The sequence below is a fragment of the Ferribacterium limneticum genome (genome assembly GCF_020510565.1).
Classification (GTDB): Bacteria; Pseudomonadota; Gammaproteobacteria; order Burkholderiales; family Rhodocyclaceae; genus Azonexus; species Azonexus limneticus_B.
In genome coordinates, this window is sequence record NZ_CP075189.1 from 1,457,084 (window position 1) to 1,482,738 (window position 25,655).

The window sequence follows — 25,655 nt, forward strand, 5'->3', positions numbered from 1 at the left end:
CAATAAAAATAACACCCAATACTGGCATCCGGCTGATGCCAAAGCAATACGACTTTATGACTACCTACTGGCGGGTAAGTTGCACATAAAGGAGGGGGAGCCGGCTGGGCAGTTCCTCCGGTTTGCGGATGACGCAGAAGCCGGCAGGGCCGAAAAGATAGGGCAAGTAGGCCCCGGCTTCGTGGTCGATGGTTACGCAGAACGGCGTCAAGCCGAGGCGGCGGGCTTCGTGCACGGCCATCCGGGTGTCTTCGATGCCGTAGCGCGAATCGTAGATGTCGAGGTCGTTCGGCTTGCCGTCGGTGATGATCAGCAAGAGGCGGCGGCTGGCCGGCTGTTCGGCCAGGATGCTGGCGGCCTGGCGGATGGCGGCGCCCATGCGCGTGTAGTAGCCGGGCTTGATGGCCAGGATGCGGCCGCGGGCGGCGGCATCGTACTTGCCGCCAAAGTCCTTGAGCAGATGGAAACGGATGTTCTGGCGGCGCAACGACGAAAAACCGTAGATACCGAAACGGTCGCCGGTGGCGGTTAGTGCTTCGGAAAACAGCAGCAGCGAATCGCGGATGACATCGACGATACGGTGCGAATCGGAAATCGGCGCGTCGGTGGACATCGACAGGTCGGCCAGCAGCAGGCAGGCCAGGTCGCGCTCGCAGCGCGCCTGGGCGAGGTAGCCGCCGGATTCCGGCGTGTGCCCGGAGGCACGGTCGGCGTGGTTGCGCACGCAGGAATCGACATCGAGTTCCGGGCCGTCCGGCTGGCCTTTGAGCCAGCGGCGTTGCGGGGCGAGGGCGGCGAACTGGCCGCGCAGTTTCCTGGCCGTCGCGGCCAGCTCCTGCGGCAGCGCAGCGGGCACGGCATCGTGGGCGACCATCGGTTGCAGCAGGCAATGCGCCGGCTGCATCGCGTTCTTGCGGTAATCCCACTCGGGCAGGGCGATGCCGGGGCCGATCGGGGTGTCGTCCTCGGCCGCCGAGGGCAGGTCGAGGTCGAACTTGACGCGCGACTTGGCGGTTTCGCCGTCGCGGGTCAGCGAGAGCTTGTCGAGGTCGTTGGCGGCTTGGCTGGCGTTGGGATTCTCGTCCTCGTCGAAGGCGCGATTGACCCGAACGTATTCGGCCCAGGTCGGCAGGCTTTCGGCGCGGAACATGGCGAGCACAGGATTTTTGTTGTCCGGCGTTTCGACCTGCTCGGCCTTGTGCGCTTCCTTGGCCGTTTCCGGATTGCCGCCGCTGCCTTCGGGCGGCAGGTTGTCGTTCGGGTCGGCGAGTTTGGTCGCGGCTTCAATCTTGTCTGAACCGATCAGCCAAAGCAGGACAGGCTGCGGTGGCTTTGCCTTGACCGTGTTGAGTGGTGGCAGGCCGGCGACTGAACCCGGTTGTTCCAGCGCCTGACGAATGGCCTTTTCCTGCGCCGCTTCGTCGGCTTGCATGGCACTTGGCGCGATGCGGCCGGCAAGATGGGCTGCGACGAGGCGGCGGTAACGCTCGTTGAGGCCCGGATAGCGATCGAGCGCCGTCCGGCTGGCGATCTGGTTGCGGATGAACCAGGGCTGCTCGGGCGCCACATCGCTGGCGGCGAGGGCGGCCAGCCACAGGTAGAGGTCGCGGTTCAGCGATTTTTCGGGGAAGGCGGCGATTTCCGGCGGCAGGCGCAGGGTTTCGGCATCGCGCCGGCCCTGGGCGATGCGCTCATTACTGGCGGCAATGCGCTGCAGCCAGGTGCGACGGGCGCCGTGTTCTTCCGGGGTGGCGGCAGCGACTTTGAGGCCCGGGTCGCCACCGAAGGCGCGAAACAGGATGCCGGCCGTTTTTTCGATCTCGCCCAGTTTGACGGCGGCCTCCGGGTAATGGCCGGCGGCGGCCTTGGTGACCCAGTTGTGCCAGATTTTGCCGATGAATTCTTCCATGGCTACAGTTTGGCTCCCGCGTCTTCGTCTGTATTTGATAAGGCTGAAAAACCGGCTTCGTTGCGCCGGGCATCCTCGTTGCTGACCCAGCGGAGCAGTTGCCCGTCCGGGTTGTCGCGGTTCACGGTCTTGCAGGCCGAAATGCACTGGCCGCATTGCGTGCAGGCGAACATCCAGCGTTTGACGTTGCGTGGTTTGAGGCGCATCGGGCAGACGGCGTCGCAGGCACTTCCCGACGGCGAGGCGAACGGGTCGCCGCTTTCGCGCAGGGCTTGCCGGGCGAGAACGGTGTGGCCGGCGCTACCGGCGCCTTGCTGGCAACTGGCGCAGTCGGTCAGCCGTTTGCGGTCGAAGCCGACGACCATGGCTTTCTTGTTCACGATCCAGGCGAAGCTCTGGAAGATGCCGATGGCGCAGCCGTAGCGGCAGAACAGGTGGCGGGCGAAGAGGAATTCGAGGCTCAGCACCGTGGTGGCGGCGGCGAGGAAAATGACTTCTTTTTCGTAGAGCGTGAAGGTGAACAGGCCGTGGTAGACCTGAAAGGGCGGCATCAGGTAGGTCAGGCCGACCAGCGCCCAGGCGAAGGCGAAGCCGATGGCAGCGGGGACGACGAGCAGCCAGTAACGCTTGTCGCGCTTGGCCGGGGTGCCGTCCGGCTCCCACGGCGGGGTTTGTTTCTTGTCCCAGACCGAGTGCTTGCCGCTGGCGATGAGCATCAGGCGGTTGATCGTTTCGACCACGGAAAAATGCGGGCACAGCCAGCCGCAGTAGAGGCGGCCCCATTTCCAGGCGACGCCGATGATCAGCGCGCCGGCGCCAAGGACTGGCAGGAAGAGGTAGAGGATGATGTTGATGACGGCCGTGCTCGCTTCGCCGGTGCCGGCCATCAGTTCGTCGATGCCGAGGTGCCAGGGGTAGGTCAGGAAATAGGCGTGGCGCTCGGTGAGGTCGTAGCGGAAGAGGTCGAAGATGGGCGTGACGGTGAACAGCGTGAAGAAGCCCATCTGCGCCAGCAGACGGGTGCGCTGCAAGCTTTCAGTTTTAGCCATTTTTTCCGGTTGACCGTGGGATCGCCGGACCGATGAGCGGGAAGCGCCAGGTTTGGCCGTTCATGGCCTTGATCAGCGCATACATGCCGAACAGCACGAGGGTCGAGTGGATGCAGGTGAAATAGAGGATCAGGGTGACCCAGGTCCATTCCCAGTCGAGTCCGCCGAGGCCGACGATGAGGCCGGAGAGAATGACAATGAGCAGGCCGCCGACCAGACTGACGAAGGTGGTCTGCCGGAGATGCTGGCGGGCCAGTGGCGGGGCGCTGTCCTTGTAATTGAACCAGAGGCCGAGGAGGATCAGGAAGGCCAGCCCCGGCAAGAGCAGCAGGTTGATCAGATAGAGGGCTTCGGCGAGGACGGCCAGGTTTTGCCCGGCCTTTTCTTCCTCGAATCCGAAATCATCGTCCGAAAGTGGCATTGACGATTTCCATGAGCGCTTCGACGGTTTCCTCGTCGTCGGTCAGGCTTTCGACCAGCGCGGCGCGGCAGGCGGCGGTGACGTCGAAGCCGGATTTGATGAGGGTCGCGGCATAGACGAGCAGGCGGGTGCTGGCGACTTCTTCGAGATCGCGATCCTTGAGGGCGCGGAAGGCCTTGGCGATGCCGACCAGACGCTTGGCGAGGTCAGCGTCGCAGCCTGTTTCGCCGATCAGGATGGAGATTTCGCGCTCGGCGCCCGGGAAGTCGAAGCGCATCGAGACGAAACGCTGGCGGGTAGAGGGCTTCAGACCTTTCAGCAAATTCTGGTAGCCCGGGTTGTAGGAGACGACGAGCATAAAATTGGCCGGCGCTACCAGCGTTTCACCAGTGCGGTCGATGGGCAGGATGCGGCGGTCGTCGGCCAGCGGGTGGAGGACGACGGTGGTGTCCTTGCGCGCCTCGACCACTTCGTCGAGGTAGCAGATGCCGCCTTCGCGCACGGCGCGAGTCAGCGGGCCATCCGACCAGTAGGTGCCCTTGTCGGAAATGAGGTGGCGGCCGACGAGGTCGGCGGCGGTCAGGTCGTCATGGCAGGCGACGGTATAGAGCGGCAGTTTCAGCCTCGCTGCCATGTGGGCGACGAAGCGCGTCTTGCCGCAGCCGGTCGGACCCTTGATGAGCAGCGGCAGGCGCTGGTTGAAGGCGTGCTCGAAGAGCGAAATTTCGTTGCCGGAAGGTTCGTAGAAGGGCAGTTCGGTCATTTGAGAGAGATCCAGTAGGCAAGCAGAATCAGGCTGGAGACGAGGATCAGCCAGCCTTCGAGGAGCAGGCGCCACATCAGCGGGGCTTCGCGCAGCTCCATGAAATCGAGGATGACCAGCCGGCCCTTGACGAAGGCGATGACCAGCATGGCGACGATGGCCCCGGTGCCGGCGGCGCCGACTTCACCGAGATACCAGGTGATGCCGGTGGCGATCATGAGGACGAGCCAGGCGCGGTGGGCGGAATTTTTCAGAAAGGTGGCCATCAGCGCATCACATAAACGAGCGGGAAAAGGACGATCCACAGCAGGTCGACCATGTGCCAGTAGGCGGCGCCGCTTTCCAGTCCGTGCGCATTGTGGCCGCCGTAGGCGCCATTTCTGGCCTGGAACCAGAGAACGGTCAGGATGACCATGCCGAGGATGACGTGCATGAAATGGAAGAAGGTCAGCGAGATGTAGAACATGTAAAACGTATTGGTCGACATCGAAATGCCGGCGCCGAACTTGGCGGCATATTCGATCACCTTGACGACCAGGAAACCGCCGCCGCACAACCAGCCGAGCAGGATATTGCGGGGGATGGCCTTGATGTCATCGCGATGCGCCGCCTGCACGGCGCGGACGATGAACCACGAGCCGGTGATGAGGAGCAGCGTATTGAGGGCGCCGAGGTTGCGGTCCAGCGTCTGCTGGTAGAGATTGAATTCCTCGACATGGCTGGCCCGGGCGAAGGCGTAGGCGGAAAAGAACACGGCGAAGGCGAGCAGTTCGGCGAGGATGAAGAACCAGATGGCGAGGTCGCCGGGCAGGCGCGGTGCGGCCGGGGCGGTACCGGGTTCGGGCGGAGGGTTCAATGGCGAAGACTGGGCGGCGGTGGTCATGGCCTGCATGGTAGCGGGGTGTCGATCAGCACAAATTGATATGGCCCAAAAATGAGACTAGTTCTCACAACGGAAGGGCAGATGCGCCGCCGCCTGGTCCCGATAGTTGGCGACTGCGTCGCCCTGCACGTCGAGGTGGCGGCCGATCAGCTTGCGCATGGCCGGGTCGGCGATCCAGTGGGCGGAATGGACGACGGTTGGCGTGAAACCGCGGGCGATCTTGTGTTCGCCGCCGGCACCCGGCTCGAAGCGCTGCAGGCCCTCGCGCAGGCAGTAGGCGATGCCCTGATAGAAACAGAGTTCGAAATGCAGGCTGTGATATTGGCCACTGCAGCCCCAGTAACGGCCATAAAGCGTTTCGTCGCTGCGGAAGCAGAGCGATATGGCGACCGGCCGGCCACCATCGCGGGCGATGAAAACGACCATGCGGCGGCCCAGCGCCGGCGCCAGATCGGCGAAGCAGGCGGCCGTGAACACGGCGTGGTTGTTGAATTTGTCGAAGGTTGCGGCGTAGAGGGCGTGCAGGGCGGGCCATTCGGCCGGGTCGATTTCGTTGCCATGGCAGACCTCGATGCTCAGGCCGCTTTCGGCCACCTTGCGGCGCTCGGCCCGGACCTTGCGCCGCTTGTCGGCGGCAAAGGTGGCCAGATAGCCGTCGAAGTCGCCACAACCGCTGTCGAGCCACTGGAACTGGACGTTGTGGCTGATCAGCATGCCGGCTGCCCGTAGCTCACTGCAGTCGTTCTCGTTCGGAAAGGCGACGTGCCACGATGACATGTCGTGCCCGCTGGCCACCGACTGCGCGCCATCGATCAGGGCGCGACGAATCGTCGACGCCTGCGGTCCTTCCGCCACCAGCAGGCGCGGACCGGTCGCCGGGGTATGCGGTAGGCCGCTCAGCAATTTCGGGAAGTAGCTGCGGCCGAGCTGTTGGTAGACCGAGGCCCACGACCAGTCGTGAATAAAGTCGCCGTGCGAGTTGAAGCGGACGTAGAGCGGCAGGATGCCGACGATGCGGCCCTGCTCATCGCTTGCCGTCAGATGACATGGCACCCAGCCCCAGTCCGGCCCGGCGGCACCGTGGCGTTCGATGATGGCGAGAAAATCGGCGCTGAGAAAAGGATCGCCGGGCGGACAAAGACGAGCCCAAGCTTCGCCCGGGATGGCGTCGGCAGAATCAACGGAAGAGAGCGTCAGGGCAGGCATCGGGGCATTTTCTGTGGCGGCACTTAAGCGGACCGCTGGCCGGGGCATCGGTTCCCATCATCCTCCATGCGAGCGTCAAATTGCGGGCTTGGGGTGTGATTGCTACGGTCAACCGGAAATTTCGGCGAAAATTGAAATCCTCGCCGGCCGCCCGGGATGCCGCGTTTTCAGATCAGGAAAATCCATGTACTACATCGTCGATAGCGACAAATCATTTTACGAAGCCAGCACCGACCTCGTCCCGGTCATCCAGCGCCTCGGCCTCAGCGTACTGCAGATGCACGATCTCGGCGGCATGCTCGACAGCAAGGAGATCGAGTTCGACGACGAATGTCAGGTCTTCGAAGTCGGCAATCCCCGGCTGGTCGAGAAAATGCTGGCCATCGACATGCGCCTCAGCGCGGCGCTGCCCTGGCGCATATCGGTCTATACCGAGAACGGCAACACGAAAATCGCCGTGATCCGGCCGCTGCCCCTCCTCGCGGCGCTCTCGCCGGATGCCGGGCTGGCCCGGCTGGCGCAGGAGCTCGAAGAAAAGCTCATCCAGATCGTCGACGAGACGCGTTAAGCGGATAGCATCGCCGCAATCACTGTCGAAATCAGCAAGAGAGAACAGGTCTGCCGCTGTCTTGATAGTGATCATCTATCAAACTTATCCGGTTAATCAATTGGTGCTAAACAAACCGTTTTCCTAATATCAGTTTGAACGTTTCCTGAACGTCATTCACCGAGGAGAGTAGAGATGGATACCAATCAAATGAATTCCGCCGGCAAATGCCCGGTCATGCATGGCGGTGCCACATCGGCCAGCATGCAGACGATGGCGTGGTGGCCCAAGGCCCTGAACCTCGACATCCTGCACCAGCACGATAGCAAGACCAACCCGCTGGGCCCGGATTTCAACTATCGCGAAGAGGTCAAGAAGCTCGATGTCGACGCGTTGAAGAACGACCTCAAGGCCTTGATGACCAACAGCCAGGATTGGTGGCCGGCCGACTGGGGCCACTACGGCGGCCTGATGATCCGCATGGCCTGGCACTCGGCCGGTACCTACCGCATTGCCGATGGTCGTGGCGGTGGCGGCACGGGCAATCAGCGTTTCGCCCCGCTCAATTCCTGGCCGGACAACGCCAATCTGGACAAGGCCCGTCGCCTGCTCTGGCCGATCAAGAAAAAATACGGCAACAAGCTGAGCTGGGCCGACCTGATCATTCTCGCCGGCAACATGGCCTACGAGTCGATGGGCCTCAAAACCTTCGGTTTCGGTTTTGGCCGTGAAGACATCTGGCATCCGGAAAAGGATATTTACTGGGGCTCCGAAAAGGAATGGCTCGCCCCGACTGACAACCCCAACAGCCGTTACTCAGGCGAGCGCGATCTGGAAAACCCGCTTGCCGCCGTGATGATGGGCCTGATCTACGTCAACCCGGAAGGTGTGGACGGCAAGCCCGACCCGCTCAAGACGGCCCACGATGTGCGCGTGACCTTCGCCCGCATGGCGATGAACGACGAGGAAACCGTTGCCCTGACCGCCGGTGGCCACACCGTCGGCAAGGCGCACGGCAATGGCAGCGCTGCCAATCTGGGGCCGGCCCCCGAGGCGGCGGATGTGGACGAGCAAGGCCTGGGCTGGAACAACCACAGCTCGCGCAGCGTGGGACGCGATACCGTGACCAGCGGCATCGAAGGTGCCTGGACTACCCATCCTACCAAGTGGGACAACGGTTACTTCGACCTGCTCCTTGGCTACGACTGGTGGCTGGGAAAATCGCCGGCCGGTGCCCATCAGTGGGAGCCGGTCAACATCAGGGAAGAGGACATGCCGGTCGATGTCGAAGATCCCTCGATTCGCTGCAAGCCGATGATGACCGACGCCGACATGGCGATGAAGTTCGACCCTGAATACCGCAAGATCGCCGAGCGCTTCCACAAGGATCCTGCCTACTTCTCCGAAGTCTTCGCCCGCGCCTGGTTCAAGCTGACGCACCGTGACATGGGTCCGAAGGCACGCTACATCGGCCCGGACGTGCCGCAGGAAGACCTGATCTGGCAAGACCCGGTGCCGGCTGGTCGCAAGGATTACGACGTGGCGGCCGTCAAGGCGAAGATCGCCGCCAGCGGCCTGAGCATCAGTGACATGGTGGCAACGGCCTGGGATAGCGCCCGTACCTTCCGCGGTTCGGACAAGCGCGGCGGTGCCAACGGCGCGCGCATCCGTCTGGCGCCGCAAAAGGACTGGGAAGGCAATGAACCGGCCCGTCTCGCCAAAGTATTGGCCGGGCTGGAGAAGATTGCCGCCGAGACCGGTGCCAGCGTGGCTGATGTCATCGTGCTGGCCGGCAACGTCGGGGTTGAGCAGGCAGCCAGGGCGGCAGGTGTCGAGGTAACGGTGCCCTTCGCTCCGGGACGCGGCGACGCCAGCCAGGCGCAAACCGATGTCGAGTCGTTCGACGTGCTGGAACCGCTGGCCGATGGCTTCCGTAACTGGATGAAGAAGGATTACGTCGTCACGGCCGAGGAGTTGTTGCTTGACCGCGCGCAACTGATGCGACTGACCGCATCCGAGATGACGGTTCTGGTTGGCGGCATGCGCGTTCTCGGCACCAATTACGGCGGTACCCGGCATGGCGCATTTACTGACCGCGTCGGGGCGCTGACCAACGACTTCTTCGTCAATCTGACCGATATGGCCTACACGTGGAAGCCGACAGGCCGGAACCTGTACGAAATCCGTGACCGCAAGACCGACACGGTCAAGTGGACGGCGACCCGGGTCGATCTCGTGTTCGGTTCGAATTCGGTTCTTCGTGCCTATGCCGAGGTCTATGCCCAGGATGACAGCAAGGAGAAGTTCGTCAGGGACTTCGTTGCCGCCTGGGCGAAGGTCATGAACGCTGACCGCTTCGATCTGGCTTAAATCCGCTAGGCATAAAAAAGGCGCGGTTCTTGCGAACCGCGCCTTTTTCGTACTACTTGAGCAATCTACCGATCAGGCTGCCTTCTCTTCATCACCACCGACAAAGAAGCTGGTGATGTAGAGGATCAGGCCGATCAGGAAGACCACACCGGCCCACTCACGCATCCAGTAGAACAGCGAAATCTTGTCCTGCGCCACCATGAACGGCAGCGGAGAATCGGAGACGCGTTGCAGCCAGACTTGCAGGATGCCAGCGGCGGTCAGGAACAGCGTGATGAAGACGATCGCCGTGGTCATCAGCCAGAATGACCACATTTCCAGCACTTGCGACTTGTTGCTGTTGGCAGCACGGCCGCGAATGATGGGCATGGCGTAGGAGATCATCATCATGTTGACCATGGCGTAGGCGCCATAGAAAGCCATGTGGCCGTGCGCCGCGGTGATCTGCGTGCCGTGCGTGTAGTAGTTGACCGGAGCCAGGGTATGCAGGAAGCCCCACACGCCAGCGCCCAGGAAAGCCATGACACCGGTGCCCAGCGCCCACAGCACGGCAGCCTTGTTCGGATGCTCGCGACGGCGACGGTTCACCATGTTGAAGGCAAACACGGTCATCCCGAAGAACGGAATCGGCTCCAGTGCAGAGAAGATGGAACCCCACCACTGCCAGTATTCCGGCGTACCGATCCAGAAGTAGTGGTGACCCGTACCGATGATGCCCGAGATCAGCGTCAGGGTGACGATGACGTACAGCCACTTTTCGATCACTTCGCGGTCAACACCGGTCGTCTTGATCAGCACGAATGCGAGGAAGGAGCCGAGGATCAATTCCCATACGCCTTCAACCCAGAGGTGCACCGTCCACCACCAGAAGAACTTGTCGAGAACGACGTTCACCGGGTTGTAGAAAGAGAACAGGAAGAAGACGGCGAGACCCCACAGACCGATCATCAGCACCATGGAAATGGCAGTTTTCTTGCCCTTCAGCATGGTCATGGTCAGGTTGAACAGGAAGCCGAGCGCAACGACGACGATACCAAGTTTGGTCGGCAGCGGCTGTTCGAGGAACTCGCGGCCCATGGTTTCGAGGAGGTTGTTACCGGTCAGTTCAGCCAGCGTGGCGTACGGCACGGCCAGATAGCCGACGATGGTCAGCGCCCCGGCGACCAGGAAGATCCAGAACAGGGCCAGCGCCAGTTTCGGGCTGAACAGTTCGGTCTCGGATTCTTCCGGGATCATGTAGTAGGCGCCACCCATGAAGCCGAAGAGCAGCCACACGATGAGCAGGTTGGTGTGGACCATGCGGGCCACGTTGAACGGAATGGCGGGGAACAGGAAGTCGCCGATCACATACTGCAGGCCAAGAATCAGGCCGAACAGGATCTGACCGACAAACAGGCCGATTGCCGCGATGAAGTAGGGTTTTGCAACCGCTTGAGATTTAAATTGCATGTTCAGTTTCTCCTCTCGATCAGCCTTGGTCGTTGGGCGGCCAGTTAGCATCGTTGATCGAATTGACGTGCTTCAGGAAGGCCACGATGGCATTCAGTTGCTCGTCGGTGAAGTTGAACTGCGGCATGCTGCGGCGACCTGGAATGCCCTCTTTCGGACGGCTCTGGATGAAGGCCTTGACGCCTTCGTCGCCGTAGCGAGCGATGACGTTGCCCAGTTCAGGAGCAAAGTAGGCACCTTCACCCATCAGGGTGTGGCAACCGATACAGTTATTGACTTCCCATAGCTTCTTGCCCTCGGCGATCTGCGGCGTGATATTGGCCCGCATGTCGCGTTTAGGCAGTTGCGAATGGGTGTCGAAGGACAGCGCAAGGAACAACAGGAAGAAGAAGACGGTTCCTCCGTAAAAAATGTTCCGCGCCATCGATTTGGTGAAAGCGCCACTCATTGTTTTCCCCCTTTCGGAAATTGTTTGGCCGACGGATGGTAGGTCGCGAGGCAGGGGCAATCTTTGATGCCCGCTAAAAATGCGGAATTACTTGAGGCGTCGGGGAGAACGGCGTCGGCGGTATACTGGCGCCTCTTCAAGTTGAAAGCATTCCATGGCCGCAGCCAACGACAACGCCAGCATGGCGCTCTTTTGTGATTTCGAAAACGTTGCCCTTGGCGTCCGCGATGCCAATTACGAGAAGTTCGATATCAAGCCGATTCTCGAGCGCCTGCTCGCCAAGGGCAGCATTGTGGTCAAGAAAGCCTATTGCGACTGGGATCGCTACAAGGCCTTCAAGTCGGCCATGCACGAAGCCAATTTCGAGCTCATCGAAATCCCGCACGTTCGCCAGTCAGGCAAGAACTCGGCCGACATCCGGATGGTCGTCGACGCCCTTGACCTCTGCTACACCAAGGCCCACGTCGATACCTTCGTGATCATCTCCGGCGACTCTGACTTCTCGCCGCTCGTCTCCAAGCTGCGCGAAAACGCCAAGAAAGTCATCGGCGTCGGCGTCAAGCAATCGTGCTCCGACCTGCTCGTCACCAATTGCGACGAATTCATCTACTACGACGACCTCGTCCGCGACCGCGAAGGCCGTGGCAACGCGCGGCGCGACCGCGAAGCGCCCAAGCGCTCGCCGGAAGAAGAAGCCAAGCGCAGCCAGAAACAGGAAGAACGGAAAGCTAAGGCGGTCGATATCGTTTCGGCAACCTTCGTCGACCTCATGGCCGACCGCGGCGAAAGCGAACGCATCTGGGCCTCTGTCCTCAAGGAAGTCGTCAAGCGCCGCAATCCCGGCTTCAACGAAAGCTATTACGGCTTCCGGACCTTCGGTAACCTGCTCGAAGAAGCCGCCAGCCGTGGCTTGCTCGGCTTTGGTCGTGACGACAAGGGCGCCTTTGTCTTCCGTGGGCAGGGCCGACCGGCTACGGGTGAAGCCGAAACTGGGGCCGAGTTGCCGGTGGAGCCGATTCCTACGGTCAACCCGGAAAATGAGCCAAAAATGGAATCGCCGGTCGCCGAGCCGGAAACCGCCGGCAACGCTCGCCGACGCGGCGGCCGGCGTTCGCGCAATGGTCGGGAGCGGACGGTGAGCGAGCCGGTCGAGCCGGTATTCGACGCAACGCCAGTGAACTCGCCGGCCGAAAGCCAGCCGCAGCCTGTGGCGAGTGAAGCCGCTCCGGCAGAAAAGACCGAAAGCAAGCCGCGTCGCGGCACTCGCCGTCCACGCAAGACGGATGCGGCAAAAGATGCTGCCGCACCGGTCGCCGAGTCGCCGGTCGTGGTTACCGTGGCAACGGCCGCAAGCGCCGAAGGCGAGGCGAAGCCGGCCAAGGCCAAGCGTCCGTCACGTCCGCGCAAGGCGAAAGTCGCAACCGAAACGCCGGAAAGCTGAGATTCGACGGGGCCGCTTGCGGCCCCGTCCGCATCAGATGACGGCGAGCAGCTTGCTGCGCAGGCCTTCGGCCTCGCGCTTGCCTTCGCGTGACATCACGATGGCGTGATACCACTCGTCGTACATGGCACGTAGCTCGGCATGGCCGCTCGCCTGTTCAATGCGGTCGAGCAGGGAGCTGTTGCCGAGGGCGCCGACGAAGGCATTGAGCGTGTTGCTCATGAAGTTGCGGGCCTTTTGCAGGCGAACCGGATCGGGGCTGGCCGGCAGTTCGCCGAAAGCCGTGATCGACGCCAGCGGCACCTGGGGTGCTACGGGCTTCCCGGCAGCGTTGGTGACGCTGGCCAGTTCGATGTAGCCCTCTTCCTCCAGCATGCCCAGCGTGTGCTGCAAGTCGTCCGACTGCAACATGCCGCGCAGGTCTTCGACGGTCCTTTTTCCGTCAACGAAAATCAATACCCGTCTGACCCGCGGTGACAGCCCGCCGGCCTTCGTGGTGATTTCGTCATGCCCCTTCGGGGTCTTGGCGAAAGCAATGCCCATGGTTTGTCTCCAAAATCGATGTAGATTTTTGAATTTATGTAAATTTTTTTGATGTATTTTACACAAAAGAAAAACCCGCCGAGAGGCGGGTTTTGAGCAAAGCTGAACTACTTCACGATCAGGCGGCTGCTTGCACCGGAATCTTGTGACCGCGACGCGTGATGCGGTTCTGCGAATCGACGTAGATCAGATCGGGCTCGTGGCGGGCCAGTTCGACTTCGTTATAGACGGCGAAGGTGGCGATGATCAGGATGTCGCCCGGGGCGGCGCGGCGGGCCGCCGAACCATTGACGGAAATGACGCCCGATCCGCGTTCGGCGCGGATGGCATAGGTGGTGAAACGCTCGCCATTGTTTACGTTCCAGATATCGATCTGTTCGTATTCCTTGATGTTTGCCGCTTCAAGCAGGTCTTCATCGATGGCGCAGGAACCCTCGTAGTGCAGGTCGGCGTGGGTTGCCGTCACGCGGTGCAACTTGGATTTCAGCATTGTTCTCTGCATGGTTTCACTCATCCAGACAGTTGGGGGAAGCGCATTGTAACGACAATGGCCGGGCTGTCAATGGCCATAATTATGGATACGATTGCTGCGTCAAACTTCAATGTTATCAATGAGCCGCGTCGTTCCCAGGCGGCTGGCGGCAAGCACCACCAGCGGGGCGTTTACGCCTTTCGGCATAGACAGGTCGGCTTGTTGTCGCACTGCAACATAGTCGGTTTTCCAGCCGGCTGCGGTCAACTCGGAAATGGCTGCATTTTCCAGTTTGACGGTGTCGATTTCGCCCGCCCGGATGGCGGCGCGGATTTCGTTGAGGAGCCGATACAGGCGCGGCGCTTCGGCGCGCTCGGCCTCGCTCAGGTAGCCGTTGCGTGAAGAAAGGGCCAGGCCGTCCTCGGCGCGCACCGTTTCACCGCCGATGATGGCTATCGGCAAGGCCAGCTGGCGGGTCATGTTGCGGATGACCATGAGCTGCTGGTAGTCCTTCTTGCCAAACACGGCGGCCTGCGGCTGGACGATGTTGAACAGCTTGAGGACGACGGTGGCGACACCGCGGAAATGGCCGGGGCGGAATTCGCCGTCGAGGATGTTCTGGATGGCCGGCGGTTCGACCGTATATTCCTGCGGTTCCGGGTAAAGATCGGCTTCGGTCGGCGCGAACAGCACATCGACGCCAGCGGCAGCCAGCTTGTCGCAGTCGGCCTGGAAAGTGCGCGGGTACTTGTCGAAATCCTCGTTCGGGCCGAATTGCAGGCGATTGACGAAGATCGAGGCGACCACGGTGTCGCCGTGGGCCCGCGCCTGTTCCATCAGGCTGATGTGGCCGGCGTGCAGGTTGCCCATGGTCGGCACGAAAACGACGCGGCCGCGCCCCTGGAGCGCCGCACGCAGGTCGGCGATGGCGGAAATGATTTGCATATTAAGAGGAGCTCAGAAAATGAAGCGAAGCGACCCTGGCTAGGCGGGCCGACGAAGACAGTACATTTGTACGGCGAGGAGGCACAACGACGCCAGGGGCATTTTGTGAGTGCCTCTAGGCGGAATAGGTGTGTTCGGGGCCTGGATAGCTGCCGTCCTTGACGGCGGCGACGGCGCGACAGGCGGCGTCGTGGATGCTGCTGGCGCCTTCCATGAAATTCTTGACGAACTTGGCCTTCTTGCCCGGCGGGATGTCGAAAGCATCGTGCAGCACCATGACCTGGCCGGAGCAGTCCTTGCCGGCACCGATGCCGATGGTGATCATGCTCAGCAGGGCCGTAACTTCGGCGGCCAGGACGGCGGGAATGGCTTCGAGGACGACCATCGTGGCGCCGGCATTTTGCACGGCCAGTGCGTCATCCTTGAGCTTTTGCGCGGCTGCTTCGCCCTTGCCCTGGACCTTGTAGCCGCCGAGTGCGTGGACCGATTGCGGCGTCAGGCCGACGTGGCCACAGACCGGAATGCCACGGTCAACCAGAAATTTGACCGTTTTTGCCATTTCCTGGCCGCCTTCAAGTTTGACCATCTGGGCGCCGGCCGCCATCAGCGTGACGGCGTTGCGGAAGGCTTGTTCCGGCGATTCCTGATAACTCCCGAAAGGCATGTCTGCGATGATGAAAGCGTGGTCCGAACCGCGTTTGACGCAGGCGGTGTGGTAAGCGATGTCGGCGACGGTGACCGGCAGCGTCGTGTCGTGGCCCTGGATGACATTGCCCAGCGAATCGCCGATCAGGATCGAATCGACCCCGGCGCCATCGAGCAGGCGGGCGAAGCTGGCGTCGTAGCAGGTGAACATGACGACCTTCTCGCCGGCTTGATAAAGCTTGGCAAGATCGGCCTGGGTCAGGCGGCGGGTGATGGTTTGGGCTGACATGGCGGATTAGGTCCGGAAAACGAAATAGACGGCGCCTAGGATACACAGGGCGGCCCACAAGTAGTCAAGCTTGAGCGGCTGTTGCATGTAGAAAACGACGAAGGGGACGAAGATGGCCAGGGTGATCACTTCCTGCAGGATCTTGAGCTGGCCGAGGCTGAGTTCGGTATTGCCGATGCGGTTGGCTGGCACCTGCAGCAGGTATTCGAACAGCGCGATGCCCCACGAAATCAACGCAGCGATCCACCACGGCTTGTCGTTGAGATGCTTGAGATGCGAATACCAGGCGAAAGTCATGAAGACGTTCGATAGGGCCAGCAGAACCACCGTCTGCCAGAGCACGGGGATGTGGAAACCAAAAACGGTCACAGTCGGACGATGCCCTGATTGGCGACGGCCGGAAGCCAGGCGGCGACGGTGCCGCGCCCGGGGATGGCGAGCCGCGGCGCAATTTCAGCCAGCGGCTGGAGGACGAAGGCGCGCAGGTGCAGGCGCGGGTGGGGCAGGGTCAGGCGCGGCAAGTCGAGGAACTGGTCGTTGTAGAGCAGCAGGTCTAGGTCGAGCGTGCGCGGGCCGTTCTTCTCGGCGCGGATGCGGCCGAAGCGTTCTTCGATGTCAAACAGCGCGGCGAGCAGGGCTTCCGGCGCCAGTGTGGTTTCCAGTTCGGCCACCGCATTGACGAATTCGGGCTGATCGGTGAGACCGACCGGCGCCGTTCGATAGAGCGAAGAGCTATGGACAACGCGGCTTTCCGGCAGGTTGGCCAGGGCGGCGAAGGCGGCCAGAACAGTAGCCGCCGGGTCGCCGAGGTTGGCGCCCAGCGCAACGTAGGCAGTGTTCATTCTGCGGGGGGGGGGGAGCTACCTTCGGTGGCCGGTTTTTTCTTGCGGCGGCGGCGCTTTTTGTCGCCGGCCTGCTCGGGTTGCAGCATTTCGGCGCGTTCTTCGCCATCGACCTTTTGGAAGCGCGTCCACCACTCGGCCAGTTCGATGTCGACTTCGCCGGATTCGGCGCGCAGTACCAGAAAGTCATAGCCGGCACGGAAGCGCGGCTGTTCGAGCAGGGCGTAGGGGCGTTTGCCGGCGCGCGCTTCGAAGCGTGGTTGCAGCGCCCAGATGTCCTTGATGTCGCCGGCGATGCGGCGCGTGATGGCGAGTTTTTCGCCCTGCACGTCGATGACCGTATCCATCGCCTGGTAAAGCGCCGGAATCTTCGCCTCGCCCTTGGCCTTGAGCTTTTCCCAGTGGGCCAGCACTTCGTGCCAGAGCAGGGTGGCGAACAGGAAGCCGGGTGAGACGCCTTTTTCCTGACGAATGCGGTCGTCGGTGTTCTTGAGCGAGAGCATGACGAATTTCTCGCCCATCGGCTGTTCGAGAATGACGTCGAGCAGCGGCAGCAGGCCGTGGTGCAGGCCCTCATCGCGGAGCTGGGTGATGCATTTGACCGAATGCCCGGAGGTCAGCAGCTTGAGCATTTCGTCGAAAAGGCGGGCGGCCGGCACGTTTTCGAGCAGGCTGGCCATTTCGCGGATCGGTTTCTTGGCTTCCGGATCGATGAATAGGCCTAGCTTGGCGGCGAGGCGGACGGCGCGCAGCATGCGGACCGGGTCTTCGCGGTAGCGGGCGCGCGGCTCGCCGATCATGCGCAGGGTTTTTTGTTTGAGGTCGCCGACGCCGTGGTGATAGTCGATGACGGCTTCGGTGGCCGGGTCGTAGTACAGCGCGTTGGCCGTGAAGTCGCGGCGGGCGGCGTCGTCGGCATGGCTGCCGAAAACGTTGTCGTGGAGGACGCGGCCGTGTTCGTCGGTCTTCGTCTTTTCGTCGAGCATGCCGCGGAAGGTGGTCACTTCCAAGGTTTCCTGGCCCATCATGACATGCACGATCTGGAAGCGGCGGCCGATGATGCGTGAGCGGCGGAAAGCGCGGCGGACCTCTTCCGGCGTGGCGTCGGTGGCGATGTCGAAATCCTTGGGCACGGCGCCGATCAGCAGGTCGCGTACTGCACCGCCGACGACGTAGGCCTTGAAGCCATGGCCTTGCAGGGTTTCGCAAACGCGCCGGCTGCCGCTGCTGATGCGGTCGCGGGTGATGCCGTGGCTGGAGACGGGAATGACGGCCGGTTCGTGCTTGCCGGCCTTGGGCTTCTTGCCGCTGAAAACGCGGGATATGAATTTGCGGATCACGTATTACCGTTCAATGAGCGTTTTGGGCGCTACGGGAAAAGGCGGATTCTACCGCAAAGTAATGATTTTCCAGCCCATTTGACTGGCATGGGCGTGCAGCTTTTCGTCCGGATCGACGGCCACCGGCGTCTTGACCTTACCCATCAGCGGCAGGTCGTTGTGCGAGTCGCTGTAGAAATAACTGTCGGCGAAGCTGCCCCACCACAGGCCGAGCGATTCGAGCCAGGCTTCGACGCGTTCGATCTTGCCTTCGCGGAAGGACGGTGTGCCGCTGGGCGATCCTGAAAATCGGCCATTTTCCGGGTTGACCGCAGGAATGGTGCCGATCAGGTGCGGAATGCCGAATTCGCGGCAAATGGCGCCGGTGACGAAGCTGTTGGTGGCGGTGACGATGGCGCACAAGTCGCCAGCATCGAGATGGCTCTTGACCAAGGCGCGGGACGGCTGGCCGATGATTGGCAGGATGTGGCGGGCCATGTATTCGCGGTGCCAGGCATCGAGTTCTTCCCGCGAATGACGGGTCAGCGGGGCGAGCTGGAAATTCAGGAATTCGTAGATGTCGAGCGTGCCGGCCTTGTATTGCTCGTAGAACTGGATGTTCTTGGCTTCCTGCAACTCGCGGTCGACGACGCCTTTGCTGATCAGGAATTGCGCCCACTCAAAGTCGGAGTCGCCGGTGAGCAGGGTGTTGTCGAGGTCGAAGAGGGCAAGATTCATGCGTTGGCTTCCTGGTTGAGCAGTTCGCGCAGCAGCGGCAGGGTGACGGCGCGTTTTTGTTCCAGCGTGTATTGGTCGAGGGCGACGATGATGGCCGATAGCCTGCGCATGTCGCGCGGGGCGTGGCGCATCAGGTAGTCGATGATTTCCGGCGTCAGCTTGAGGGCGCGCTCTTTGGCCTGGGTGGCCAGGGCTTCGGCCTTTTCGGCGTCGGACAGCGGTTGCAGGCGGCAGATCAGGCCGGAGCCGAGGCGGGTGCGCAGGTCTTCGCGCAGCGTGAGGTGAGCCGGCGGCTGCGCGGCTGCGGTCAACAGCATTCCGAAGGCCATTTTGAGGCGGTTGAAATGATTGAAGAGGGCGATCTGGCCAGTTTCGTCAAGCATTTCAACGTGATCGACAGCCAGTTGCTCCGCAGTTGGGGCTGATTTCAGTGCCGGGTCGAGGGCCGCGTCGATATAGGCAAAGCCGCTTGCCTGCAGCAAATGCGAGCATCCCGAGCCGGCTTCTCCCCACAGGCAGAATGACGTGTCGGTGCGTGTTCCGGCCAGCCATTCGGTGAGCAGGGCCAGCGTTTGAGCATTTCCACCAGCGACGAAGTTATCCAGGGTGGGCGAGCTTTCGGGCAGCAAATCGAGAATCAGCTGGCGCATCGGGATAGCGAAAGGGAATGGGGCCGAAATTCTAGCATTGCTGCCGACGACAGCGCCGATTTAGACCGGCGCCGGCGTTCTCGAAGTCTGCTTTTTCAGCCAGTCCCGGGTTTTTATACCGAAGCGCGGGCCAGGATGGCCGCTAGCCGCGGGTAGTAGCCGGTTCGGCTGACCCTGAGGTGGTGTTCCATTTCGAGCGATTCGGCGGTGTTGCGGGCCGAGGGGGAGCGGCTGAGCAGGTCCGGGAAGGCGTCTGGAGCATCGACCACGGTAAAGATGCTCGTCAGCAAGCGAGCGCATGCCTGGTAATAAGCCGGATCCAGTCGAACAAATTTTGCGCCGTTGTCGCAGGCATCAAGGTAGGCGGCCGCTGTTGTCGAGGTTTCGGCAAGCGACCTGATCTGGCTGGGGCTTAAATAGGTCATGGCGCATCTCCTTCGGTAACTCTCTACCGGAAAATCTACCCGGTAAATTCATTAACGTCCGGAAATGCTTCACGTTTAGTGCATTTACGCGCTGTAACACTTTGGTTCAGCGCGAGTACAAACGCCGGTTACTGCCAGCTGACCAAACCGTAGTTTTTCTTGCCGCGACGCAGGATGGTGAAACGGCCGTAGAGGCGCTCGTCGTCGGCGATCTGGTGGTCCAGGGCCTCGGCTTTGGCACCATTGATGGCGACGCTGCCGCTCTGGATGAAAGTGCGGGCTTCGGATTTTGATTTGGCCAAGCCGGCGGCGACCAGGGCATCGATCAGGCTGCCTGCAGATTTGTCGATCTGCACGCCGGGCATGCCGTCCTGGGCCAGTTGTTCGAGGTCATTTTCGGTCAGATTTTCCAGTTGACCGTGGAACAGGCTGTCGGTGATGCGGCGGGCGGCCATCAGGGCGACTTCGCCGTGCACCAGACGGGTCGCTTCCTCGGCCAGGATGCGCTGGGCTTCCGGTTTGCCGCCACTGGCCTTGTCGGCCGCTTCGATCTCGGCGATGCGCGTCACCGGCAGGAAGGTGAAGAAATTCATGAACTTGTAGACGTCGGCGTCGCTGGTGTTGAGCCAGAACTGGTAGAAGGCGTAGGGCGAGGTCTTTTTCGGGTCGAGCCAGATGGCGCCGGATTCGGTCTTGCCGAACTTGGTGCCGTCGGCCTTGGTGATCAGCGGCAGGGTCAGGCCGAAGACGTGCTGCTGATGCAGGCGGCGCGTCAGGTCGGTGCCGGCGACGATGTTGCCCCACTGGTCGGAACCGCCGATCTGCAGCACGCAGCCGTAACGCTTGTTGAGTTCGGCGAAGTCGTAGCCCTGAAGCAGGCTGTAGGAGAACTCGGTGTAGGAAATGCCCTGGTCTTCGCGCGTCAGGCGTTGCTGCACGGATTCCTTCTTGATCATGGCATTGACCGAGAAGTGCTTGCCGATGTCGCGCATGAATTCGAGGCAGTTCATGCCGCCGAACCAGTCGTAGTTGTTGGCCATGATGGCGGCGTTGGCGCCGTCGAACTTGAGGAAGGGTTCAACCTGGCCGCGGATCTTGTCGACCCAGGTGGCGATGACGTCCGGCGTATTGAGCTTGCGCTCGGTGGCCTTGAAGCTCGGGTCGCCGATCATGCCGGTGGCGCCGCCGACCAGGGCGATGGGCTTGTGGCCGGCTTCCTGGAAGCGCTTGAGGATGAGCACGGGGACCAGGTGGCCGAGGTGCAGGCTGTCCGCCGTCGGGTCGAAGCCGCAATAGAGCGTTACCGATTCCTCAGTCAGCAGTTTGTCGAGCGCCGCAGCGTCGGTGATCTGGGCGATCAGGCCGCGATCTTGCAGATCCTGGATGAGGGGGGACTGGTACATTGCTTTTTCTCCACGGAACAGCGCCGCCGGCGCCGGAAATTCGAACCGGCGATTTTAGCAGAGCGCCATCTCTGCACGGCGTGCGGACGGCTGAATGGGATTTCGATTTTGGGCGAAATTTCCGGTTGACCGTAGCGATTCCTCAGCTAAGGGCTCAACCGTTGTTATTATTATTGTTGTTATTGTTATTATTGTTATTATTGTTATTATTGTTGTTGCTGAATCCGAGTTCGAATGTCGGCTTTGCCGCAGCCGCCTCCGCGCTGCCGGGCAGGTTGAGGAGCAGGGCGGCGGTGCCCAGCATGACCAGTTTGCCGCTGCCGGCGTAGCTGTTGGCGTCGATTTCCGAGAGTTTCTTGTGGTTGCACCAGACAGCATGTTGCCGACTGGCGGTGGGAACGGGAATGGTGTCGATGGCGCTGCTATCTTCCTTTCCGGCATGGCAGAAGATGTTGCCATCGCTATAGACGGCGTAGCCCGTTTTGTTTTTCGGACGGCTTAGCCACTTGACCAGCCGTTCCTCGATTTCAGTGCGTCCCCGTCCGTCGTCCAGGCGCAGGGCGTTGAGAAAACATTCGACGGTGTAGGCAGTGCGGGCGAGTTCGTCGGGGGCCATGATCAAGCCTCGGTCAGGTAGTGAAACTCAAGGTTCTGGAAGGGCAGGTTGATGGCCTGCACATGGTAGAAGGCGTTCGCTTTCTGTTTCTGATAATGGTAGTCGCGCAAGTAGCCGGTGGTCACCAGCAGGTTGTTGCGCACGCCACGCTGGAACAGCGGTGCATGCAGGGCGAGGAGCGGGGCGAGGTCGAGCATGGCCCAGTCGTCGCCGAGCGGGCTGTCGCTCAGGCAGTTGGCGAAGCGCTGGTAGGTAAACAGGTGCTCCTGCTTGCTGCGCTGCTCGTCGCCGTACACCACCGGCGTGTCGCGCAACACTTGCAGGTAGACCGTGTTGCGCACGGGCTCCGTGCAGGCAACGGCGAATAGCTCGCGGCGCAGGTGCAGGCGAATCTGGTCGCCCGGCAGCAAGGTGTGGCAATCGGCGCGGGCGCGCAGGATTTGCGATTCCAGCGCCAGCCATTCATCGTTGAGTTCGAGTCGCCAGGCGTCGGCCCGATAGAGTTCGACCAGGATAGGGTCAGCGGCAATCAGTGCGCGCAGTCCGTTCTTGGCGTCGACCAGATCGCTGGGCAGGACGAGCGCAGCGGGGGCAGGCGGTGGCGGTGGCTCGGCGATGGCCAGCCCGGGGTGGGCGCGGGCGATGTAGTGGCGGGCGTAGGCGGCCTGTTCGTCGCCGGCGAGCGCCGGGAAGCGCTGCGGGTAATCGCGGTAGAGCGCCTTCTGCAACTGGCAGGTATAGGACTTGGCGTGTTGCCGCTGGAATTTGACCACGGCACAGCCGCTGTGACATTGCGCCAGATGGCCGCAGGCGCGGCAGTCGTTGGCCAGGCCGAATTGCTGATGGATGGTGGCGATCTTGCGGGCGCCGGTGGCGAGGATGGTGTCGACGCTATCGGTGAACACGTTGCCGTAGTGGAATTCCGGCAGGCCCTGGCCGCGCACGCAGGAATAGACGTTGCCGTCGCTCTGCAGCAGGTAGAAGCGTTCGCCGCAATTGATGGCGTTGGTGCAATAGCTCGGGGTGAATTCGTCAAACCAGTTCCGGCGCAAGCCCTCCTCCAGTTCAGTGCCGGCGAAGGCAGCATTGAGGGCGTCGTAGAGCGCCAACTGGGTTGCCTCGTCGGCCGGCGCCAGCGGATTGCCTCGGGCGGCGGTGTTGAGCGCCGAGGGAAAGGCGAACATCAGGTTCATCTGGTTCATGTCGAAACCGAGGTCGCGGTGGATGTACCAGATGTCGTCAATCAGCGCCGGCAGGTCAGCCAGATGTTCGGCGGCCAGCGTCGCCGAAATTTTCTTGGCGTGCGGGTAGGCGGCAAGGCGGCGCAGGTTGTCGCAGGCCAGATCGCGCCAACCCTTGCCGCCCAGGGTGCGGCGATGCTCTTCATGCAGCTTCAGCGGGAGATCGATGGAGGCGCTGATCGATACCTTGTGGCGGTCGAACAGGTCGTAGAGCGGTGCGAATTTGTAGAGATTGGTCTTGATGTGTGGCGCCAGCTTCTTGTGGCCGAGCGCGGAAATCGCATCGAAATGCTTGAGGTAATGCGCTCGAACCATGCTGAACAGTTCATCGAGTACGGCTGGCGGCAGCGTCGTCACTTCGCCGCCGTGCAGCGATACGTTGAAGGCCAGCACGCCGGCCTCGTCGAGTGCCGTCAGCGCGTGACGCAGCGTGGATACGGCGCGTGCGCTGTCTTCCTTGAGTTTCGCCTCGGTCGTCTGCGTGCCCAGGTAGCAGTAGCTGCAGCCCAGGTTGCAGGCCAGGGTTGGCACGTAGAGGAGGTGGACGGGACGGCTCGGCGCGTTCATGGTTGACCGTGCTCGCCTGCCTAGGTGAACTCTGCTGCAGGCGACGCCCGGCGCACGCGTTCGGTTAAATGCTTGGCGACCTTGTCGAACTTGGCTGCCTTGTTGCGGGCAATCTTGTCGGTCTTGCGCGCATTGGTGGGGAACTTGTCGCGTTCAAGTAGGAGTCGGTTGCCGTCGGCACAAATCAGGTGGAGCTTGCCGGCGCTATCGTCGCGTTCGATACGCACCACATTGGCGAAATAGACGATCTGACCACCACAAATCAGGTAACGGGCATTCACCAGAAGCTTTTTGCGCGTGACCAACAGAATGATCACGCTGAGCACGAAAAGGAAAATGGCCAACGGCCAAATCTGCCTGGCGAGCAGGCTGGCGCCGAAAAAACCGGCGGCAAACCAGTACTGAAGCCTGCTGCGACAACCAGGGCCCTTGTAGTCGTATTTCCAGGCGGCGAAACGCGATTCGTCCATATCGATTGAGCGTGGCAAAACGAAGCCATGATAACGCCAGCCTTGAGGCGAAAGGTAACAGCATCATGACAGGCGGTCATGCTGGCTCGCAGTCAAAGCCGGTTTGCGGCTGCTGCGGCAATTTCGATTTTGGGCCAATTTTCCGGTTCACCGTGGGAATGCGCATTTTTGGCCGGCGGCTGGAATGGTGGGGTTGGCCGGCCGGTTAGGGGAGCTTGGCGGTTTCGGGTAAAATCGCTGTTTTTTCCAGCGGCCTTCGCCGCGCCTTGGCGCCTAAAGACCATGACCCAGAACACTTCCCTCTCCTACCGTGATGCCGGCGTCGATATCGATGCGGGCGATGCCCTCGTTGAACGTATCAAGCCCTTGGCCAAGAAGACCCTGCGCGAGGGCGTGCTCGGCGGCATCGGCGGCTTTGGCGCGCTGTTCGAAGTGCCGAAGCGTTACAAGGAGCCGGTTCTGGTGTCCGGCACTGACGGCGTCGGCACCAAGCTGCGCCTGGCTTTTGACCTGAATCGTCACGACACGGTTGGCCAGGATCTGGTCGCCATGAGCGTCAATGACATTCTGGTGCTTGGCGCCGAGTCGCTGTTCTTCCTCGATTACTTCGCCTGCGGCAAGCTCGATGTCGATACCGCCGCGGCGGTCGTCGGCGGAATTGCCAAGGGTTGCGAACTGGCCGGCTGCGCGCTGATCGGTGGCGAAACCGCCGAAATGCCGGGCATGTACCCGGCTGGCGAATACGATCTGGCCGGTTTTGCCGTTGGCGTCGTTGAGAAATCCAAGGCCATCGACGGCAAGGCTTCGATTGCCCCGGGCGACGTGGTACTCGGTCTGGCTTCCTCGGGCGCCCACTCCAACGGCTACTCGCTGGTCCGCAAGATCATCGAGCGTTCCAACCCGGACATGAACGCCAAGTTTGACGGCGAGCGGACTCTGGCTGATGTCGTCATGGCGCCGACCCGCATCTACGTCAAGCAAGTGCTGGCGACCATGGAAAAGGTCACCATCAAGGGCATGGCCCACATCACCGGCGGCGGCCTGCTTGAAAACGTGCCGCGCGTCCTGCCGGAAAACACCGTCGCCGAGCTGGAAAAGGCCGCCTGGCCGCGTCCCAAGCTGTTCGACTGGATGCAGGCCGAAGGCAATGTGGCCGAGAATGAAATGCACCGCGTCTTCAACTGCGGTATCGGCTTGGTTATCGTCGTTGCCGCGGCCGACGCCGATGCCGCCATGGCAGAACTCAAGGCGCAGGGCGAGGCGGTTTATCGCATCGGGAAGATCCGGGCGCGCTCGGGTGACGAAGCGCAGACTATTGTGGTCTAAATGGCCGTGGCGGGTCGCGGCGATGTTCGTCTGCGGCCTGTTCCTGCTGAATGTCTCGTCGACCGTCTGGGCGGCGAGCCAGAAGCCGTCACACAAGGCGGCTGCAACCAGACATGTCAAGAAGGCAGTGCGGCATTCGCCGCGCCAGGCCGAGTTGGCCCCCGCATTCGGGGCGGCCGATCTGCTCGAGGACGGCGTACCCGGCCTGCGCGGCCACGCCAGTTTTTACGGCCGGGGCTTTCAGGGCCGCAAGACGGCCACCGGCGAACGCTTTGACGTCAAGCAGTTCACCGCCGCCAGCAATCGCTTTCCGCTCGGTACCATGCTCGCGGTCAGGCGCATCGACAACGACCGTTGCGCCATCGTCAAGGTCAATGACCGGATGCATCCGAAACACCGCAAACGCATCATCGACGTGTCGCGCGGTGTCGCCGAATACCTCAATATGGTTCGCGCCGGTGTCGTCTTCGTCAGTGTGGTGCCCTTGAAGAAGGGTTGGCAGGAGGGCGGTGCCGGCTCTTGTCAGGCGGCTTTCGAGCCGGAAACCGAACCGGGATGCGCGTCTTGCGGTCAACTACCGCAATTGCCTGAATTCCTGCCCAATATCGACGGCTGATTTTGTTCTGCGATTTCAGCTGGTTCGTTACAATTCCGGCTATTGCTGACTGCCCGGTCAGT

General features: G+C 61.7%; 28 protein-coding genes. 5 read left to right on the forward strand and 23 right to left on the reverse strand.

Annotated features, from left to right (window positions below):
• Window positions 1-64: 64 nt before the first annotated feature.
• From KI610_RS06995 to KI610_RS07025, 7 genes are read right to left on the reverse strand one after another with little or no spacing between them, the layout of a single operon-like run.
• Window positions 65-1,909, reverse strand: coding sequence for a nitric oxide reductase activation protein NorD (locus tag KI610_RS06995; protein WP_226497938.1), 1,845 nt, complete (start codon window positions 1,907-1,909; stop codon window positions 65-67).
• A 2-nt stretch (window positions 1,910-1,911) separates the two neighbouring features.
• On the reverse strand, window positions 1,912-2,958 hold the full coding sequence (locus KI610_RS07000) for a 4Fe-4S binding protein (protein WP_226497939.1): 1,047 nt from the start codon (window positions 2,956-2,958) through the stop codon (window positions 1,912-1,914).
• Entirely contained in the window at window positions 2,951-3,379 is a 429-nt protein-coding gene (locus tag KI610_RS07005) for a hypothetical protein (RefSeq protein ID WP_226497940.1), read from the reverse strand. The genes KI610_RS07000 and KI610_RS07005 overlap by 8 nt, the downstream gene beginning before the upstream one ends.
• On the reverse strand, window positions 3,360-4,142 hold the full coding sequence (locus KI610_RS07010; RefSeq protein WP_226497941.1) for a CbbQ/NirQ/NorQ/GpvN family protein: 783 nt from the start codon (window positions 4,140-4,142) through the stop codon (window positions 3,360-3,362). Before KI610_RS07010 ends, KI610_RS07005 begins: the two co-directional genes overlap by 20 nt.
• On the reverse strand, window positions 4,139-4,408 hold the full coding sequence (locus KI610_RS07015) for a cytochrome C oxidase subunit IV family protein (RefSeq protein WP_226497942.1): 270 nt from the start codon (window positions 4,406-4,408) through the stop codon (window positions 4,139-4,141). Before KI610_RS07015 ends, KI610_RS07010 begins: the two co-directional genes overlap by 4 nt.
• Complete coding sequence (locus KI610_RS07020) at window positions 4,408-5,025, reverse strand: cytochrome c oxidase subunit 3 family protein (RefSeq protein ID WP_226497943.1); 618 nt, start codon at window positions 5,023-5,025, stop codon at window positions 4,408-4,410. The genes KI610_RS07015 and KI610_RS07020 overlap by 1 nt, the downstream gene beginning before the upstream one ends.
• A gap of 57 nt (window positions 5,026-5,082) precedes the next feature.
• Window positions 5,083-6,231 carry a GNAT family N-acetyltransferase gene (locus KI610_RS07025; protein ID WP_226497944.1) on the reverse strand — a complete coding sequence of 383 codons (1,149 nt, stop codon included), beginning with the start codon at window positions 6,229-6,231 and terminating at the stop codon, window positions 5,083-5,085.
• Window positions 6,232-6,415: 184 nt separating this feature from the next.
• Between KI610_RS07025 and KI610_RS07030 the strand changes: the two genes are divergently transcribed.
• Together KI610_RS07030 and katG are read left to right on the forward strand one after the other, a co-directional pair.
• Window positions 6,416-6,799 (forward strand): DUF302 domain-containing protein, encoded by a 384-nt coding sequence (locus tag KI610_RS07030; RefSeq protein WP_226497945.1) that lies wholly within the window; start codon window positions 6,416-6,418, stop codon window positions 6,797-6,799.
• A 174-nt stretch (window positions 6,800-6,973) separates the two neighbouring features.
• Entirely contained in the window at window positions 6,974-9,148 is a 2,175-nt protein-coding gene (katG, locus tag KI610_RS07035; protein WP_226497946.1) for a catalase/peroxidase HPI, read from the forward strand.
• Window positions 9,149-9,220: 72 nt separating this feature from the next.
• On the opposite strand, the gene KI610_RS07040 is transcribed toward katG, so the two are convergent.
• Together KI610_RS07040 and KI610_RS07045 are read right to left on the reverse strand one after the other, a co-directional pair.
• Window positions 9,221-10,597, reverse strand: a complete 1,377-nt coding sequence (locus KI610_RS07040; protein WP_226497947.1) for a cbb3-type cytochrome c oxidase subunit I — start codon at window positions 10,595-10,597, stop codon at window positions 9,221-9,223.
• Between the two features lie 19 nt (window positions 10,598-10,616).
• The gene (locus tag KI610_RS07045) at window positions 10,617-11,045 is read right to left on the reverse strand and encodes a c-type cytochrome (RefSeq protein WP_226497948.1); all 429 of its coding nucleotides are present in this window, start codon (window positions 11,043-11,045) and stop codon (window positions 10,617-10,619) included.
• Between the two features lie 154 nt (window positions 11,046-11,199).
• On the opposite strand from KI610_RS07045, the gene KI610_RS07050 reads away from it, so the two are divergent.
• Window positions 11,200-12,486: an NYN domain-containing protein gene (locus KI610_RS07050; protein ID WP_226497949.1), complete on the forward strand. Its 1,287-nt coding sequence runs from the start codon at window positions 11,200-11,202 to the stop codon at window positions 12,484-12,486.
• A gap of 33 nt (window positions 12,487-12,519) precedes the next feature.
• Here KI610_RS07050 and KI610_RS07055 read toward each other — a convergent pair whose 3' ends face one another.
• The 14 genes from KI610_RS07055 to KI610_RS07120 form a co-directional block, all read right to left on the reverse strand.
• Window positions 12,520-13,029, reverse strand: coding sequence for a hypothetical protein (locus KI610_RS07055; protein ID WP_226497950.1), 510 nt, complete (start codon window positions 13,027-13,029; stop codon window positions 12,520-12,522).
• Between the two features lie 118 nt (window positions 13,030-13,147).
• The gene (gene panD, locus KI610_RS07060) at window positions 13,148-13,531 is read right to left on the reverse strand and encodes an aspartate 1-decarboxylase (RefSeq protein ID WP_226401091.1); all 384 of its coding nucleotides are present in this window, start codon (window positions 13,529-13,531) and stop codon (window positions 13,148-13,150) included.
• A gap of 90 nt (window positions 13,532-13,621) precedes the next feature.
• On the reverse strand, window positions 13,622-14,446 hold the full coding sequence (gene panC, locus KI610_RS07065; RefSeq protein ID WP_226497951.1) for a pantoate--beta-alanine ligase: 825 nt from the start codon (window positions 14,444-14,446) through the stop codon (window positions 13,622-13,624).
• A 115-nt stretch (window positions 14,447-14,561) separates the two neighbouring features.
• Entirely contained in the window at window positions 14,562-15,380 is an 819-nt protein-coding gene (gene panB / locus KI610_RS07070) for a 3-methyl-2-oxobutanoate hydroxymethyltransferase (protein ID WP_226497952.1), read from the reverse strand.
• A gap of 6 nt (window positions 15,381-15,386) precedes the next feature.
• Window positions 15,387-15,677, reverse strand: coding sequence for a DMT family protein (locus KI610_RS07075; RefSeq protein ID WP_404827501.1), 291 nt, complete (start codon window positions 15,675-15,677; stop codon window positions 15,387-15,389).
• Window positions 15,678-15,745: 68 nt separating this feature from the next.
• Window positions 15,746-16,222: a 2-amino-4-hydroxy-6-hydroxymethyldihydropteridine diphosphokinase gene (folK, locus tag KI610_RS07080; RefSeq protein WP_226497954.1), complete on the reverse strand. Its 477-nt coding sequence runs from the start codon at window positions 16,220-16,222 to the stop codon at window positions 15,746-15,748.
• Window positions 16,219-17,562 (reverse strand): polynucleotide adenylyltransferase PcnB, encoded by a 1,344-nt coding sequence (gene pcnB, locus KI610_RS07085; protein ID WP_226497955.1) that lies wholly within the window; start codon window positions 17,560-17,562, stop codon window positions 16,219-16,221. The genes folK and pcnB overlap by 4 nt, the downstream gene beginning before the upstream one ends.
• 48 nt (window positions 17,563-17,610) lie before the next feature.
• Complete coding sequence (locus tag KI610_RS07090; RefSeq protein ID WP_226497956.1) at window positions 17,611-18,279, reverse strand: histidinol-phosphatase; 669 nt, start codon at window positions 18,277-18,279, stop codon at window positions 17,611-17,613.
• Entirely contained in the window at window positions 18,276-18,929 is a 654-nt protein-coding gene (gene hda, locus KI610_RS07095) for a DnaA regulatory inactivator Hda (RefSeq protein WP_226497957.1), read from the reverse strand. Before hda ends, KI610_RS07090 begins: the two co-directional genes overlap by 4 nt.
• 113 nt (window positions 18,930-19,042) lie before the next feature.
• Complete coding sequence (locus KI610_RS07100; protein ID WP_226497958.1) at window positions 19,043-19,354, reverse strand: hypothetical protein; 312 nt, start codon at window positions 19,352-19,354, stop codon at window positions 19,043-19,045.
• A 128-nt stretch (window positions 19,355-19,482) separates the two neighbouring features.
• Entirely contained in the window at window positions 19,483-20,757 is a 1,275-nt protein-coding gene (gene tyrS / locus KI610_RS07105; protein ID WP_226497959.1) for a tyrosine--tRNA ligase, read from the reverse strand.
• A gap of 154 nt (window positions 20,758-20,911) precedes the next feature.
• Window positions 20,912-21,373 carry a hypothetical protein gene (locus tag KI610_RS07110; protein ID WP_226497960.1) on the reverse strand — a complete coding sequence of 154 codons (462 nt, stop codon included), beginning with the start codon at window positions 21,371-21,373 and terminating at the stop codon, window positions 20,912-20,914.
• A 2-nt stretch (window positions 21,374-21,375) separates the two neighbouring features.
• On the reverse strand, window positions 21,376-23,181 hold the full coding sequence (locus tag KI610_RS07115) for a radical SAM protein (protein WP_226497961.1): 1,806 nt from the start codon (window positions 23,179-23,181) through the stop codon (window positions 21,376-21,378).
• Window positions 23,182-23,201: 20 nt separating this feature from the next.
• On the reverse strand, window positions 23,202-23,651 hold the full coding sequence (locus tag KI610_RS07120) for a hypothetical protein (protein WP_226497962.1): 450 nt from the start codon (window positions 23,649-23,651) through the stop codon (window positions 23,202-23,204).
• Window positions 23,652-23,933: 282 nt separating this feature from the next.
• Between KI610_RS07120 and purM the strand changes: the two genes are divergently transcribed.
• Both purM and KI610_RS07130 read left to right on the forward strand, forming a co-directional pair.
• On the forward strand, window positions 23,934-24,977 hold the full coding sequence (gene purM / locus KI610_RS07125) for a phosphoribosylformylglycinamidine cyclo-ligase (protein WP_226497963.1): 1,044 nt from the start codon (window positions 23,934-23,936) through the stop codon (window positions 24,975-24,977).
• Complete coding sequence (locus KI610_RS07130; protein ID WP_226497964.1) at window positions 24,967-25,593, forward strand: septal ring lytic transglycosylase RlpA family protein; 627 nt, start codon at window positions 24,967-24,969, stop codon at window positions 25,591-25,593. Before purM ends, KI610_RS07130 begins: the two co-directional genes overlap by 11 nt.
• Window positions 25,594-25,655: the final 62 nt, after the last annotated feature.

Excerpts from the sequence above, each read along its gene's own strand:
- KI610_RS06995 (WP_226497938.1), bottom strand. The coding sequence starts at position 1,909 with ATGGAAGAATTCATCGGCAAAATCTGGCACAACTGGGTCACCAAGGCC.
- KI610_RS07000 (WP_226497939.1), bottom strand. The coding sequence starts at position 2,958 with ATGGCTAAAACTGAAAGCTTGCAGCGCACCCGTCTGCTGGCGCAGATG.
- KI610_RS07005 (WP_226497940.1), bottom strand. The coding sequence starts at position 3,379 with ATGCCACTTTCGGACGATGATTTCGGATTCGAGGAAGAAAAGGCCGGG.
- KI610_RS07010 (WP_226497941.1), bottom strand. The coding sequence starts at position 4,142 with ATGACCGAACTGCCCTTCTACGAACCTTCCGGCAACGAAATTTCGCTC.
- KI610_RS07015 (WP_226497942.1), bottom strand. The coding sequence starts at position 4,408 with ATGGCCACCTTTCTGAAAAATTCCGCCCACCGCGCCTGGCTCGTCCTC.
- KI610_RS07020 (WP_226497943.1), bottom strand. The coding sequence starts at position 5,025 with ATGACCACCGCCGCCCAGTCTTCGCCATTGAACCCTCCGCCCGAACCC.
- KI610_RS07025 (WP_226497944.1), bottom strand. The coding sequence starts at position 6,231 with ATGCCTGCCCTGACGCTCTCTTCCGTTGATTCTGCCGACGCCATCCCG.
- KI610_RS07030 (WP_226497945.1), top strand. The coding sequence starts at position 6,416 with ATGTACTACATCGTCGATAGCGACAAATCATTTTACGAAGCCAGCACC.
- katG (WP_226497946.1), top strand. The coding sequence starts at position 6,974 with ATGGATACCAATCAAATGAATTCCGCCGGCAAATGCCCGGTCATGCAT.
- KI610_RS07040 (WP_226497947.1), bottom strand. The coding sequence starts at position 10,597 with ATGCAATTTAAATCTCAAGCGGTTGCAAAACCCTACTTCATCGCGGCA.
- KI610_RS07045 (WP_226497948.1), bottom strand. The coding sequence starts at position 11,045 with ATGAGTGGCGCTTTCACCAAATCGATGGCGCGGAACATTTTTTACGGA.
- KI610_RS07050 (WP_226497949.1), top strand. The coding sequence starts at position 11,200 with ATGGCCGCAGCCAACGACAACGCCAGCATGGCGCTCTTTTGTGATTTC.
- KI610_RS07055 (WP_226497950.1), bottom strand. The coding sequence starts at position 13,029 with ATGGGCATTGCTTTCGCCAAGACCCCGAAGGGGCATGACGAAATCACC.
- panD (WP_226401091.1), bottom strand. The coding sequence starts at position 13,531 with ATGCAGAGAACAATGCTGAAATCCAAGTTGCACCGCGTGACGGCAACC.
- panC (WP_226497951.1), bottom strand. The coding sequence starts at position 14,446 with ATGCAAATCATTTCCGCCATCGCCGACCTGCGTGCGGCGCTCCAGGGG.
- panB (WP_226497952.1), bottom strand. The coding sequence starts at position 15,380 with ATGTCAGCCCAAACCATCACCCGCCGCCTGACCCAGGCCGATCTTGCC.
- KI610_RS07075 (WP_404827501.1), bottom strand. The coding sequence starts at position 15,677 with ATGACTTTCGCCTGGTATTCGCATCTCAAGCATCTCAACGACAAGCCG.
- folK (WP_226497954.1), bottom strand. The coding sequence starts at position 16,222 with ATGAACACTGCCTACGTTGCGCTGGGCGCCAACCTCGGCGACCCGGCG.
- KI610_RS07090 (WP_226497956.1), bottom strand. The coding sequence starts at position 18,279 with ATGAATCTTGCCCTCTTCGACCTCGACAACACCCTGCTCACCGGCGAC.
- hda (WP_226497957.1), bottom strand. The coding sequence starts at position 18,929 with ATGCGCCAGCTGATTCTCGATTTGCTGCCCGAAAGCTCGCCCACCCTG.
- KI610_RS07100 (WP_226497958.1), bottom strand. The coding sequence starts at position 19,354 with ATGACCTATTTAAGCCCCAGCCAGATCAGGTCGCTTGCCGAAACCTCG.
- tyrS (WP_226497959.1), bottom strand. The coding sequence starts at position 20,757 with ATGTACCAGTCCCCCCTCATCCAGGATCTGCAAGATCGCGGCCTGATC.
- KI610_RS07110 (WP_226497960.1), bottom strand. The coding sequence starts at position 21,373 with ATGGCCCCCGACGAACTCGCCCGCACTGCCTACACCGTCGAATGTTTT.
- KI610_RS07115 (WP_226497961.1), bottom strand. The coding sequence starts at position 23,181 with ATGAACGCGCCGAGCCGTCCCGTCCACCTCCTCTACGTGCCAACCCTG.
- KI610_RS07120 (WP_226497962.1), bottom strand. The coding sequence starts at position 23,651 with ATGGACGAATCGCGTTTCGCCGCCTGGAAATACGACTACAAGGGCCCT.
- purM (WP_226497963.1), top strand. The coding sequence starts at position 23,934 with ATGACCCAGAACACTTCCCTCTCCTACCGTGATGCCGGCGTCGATATC.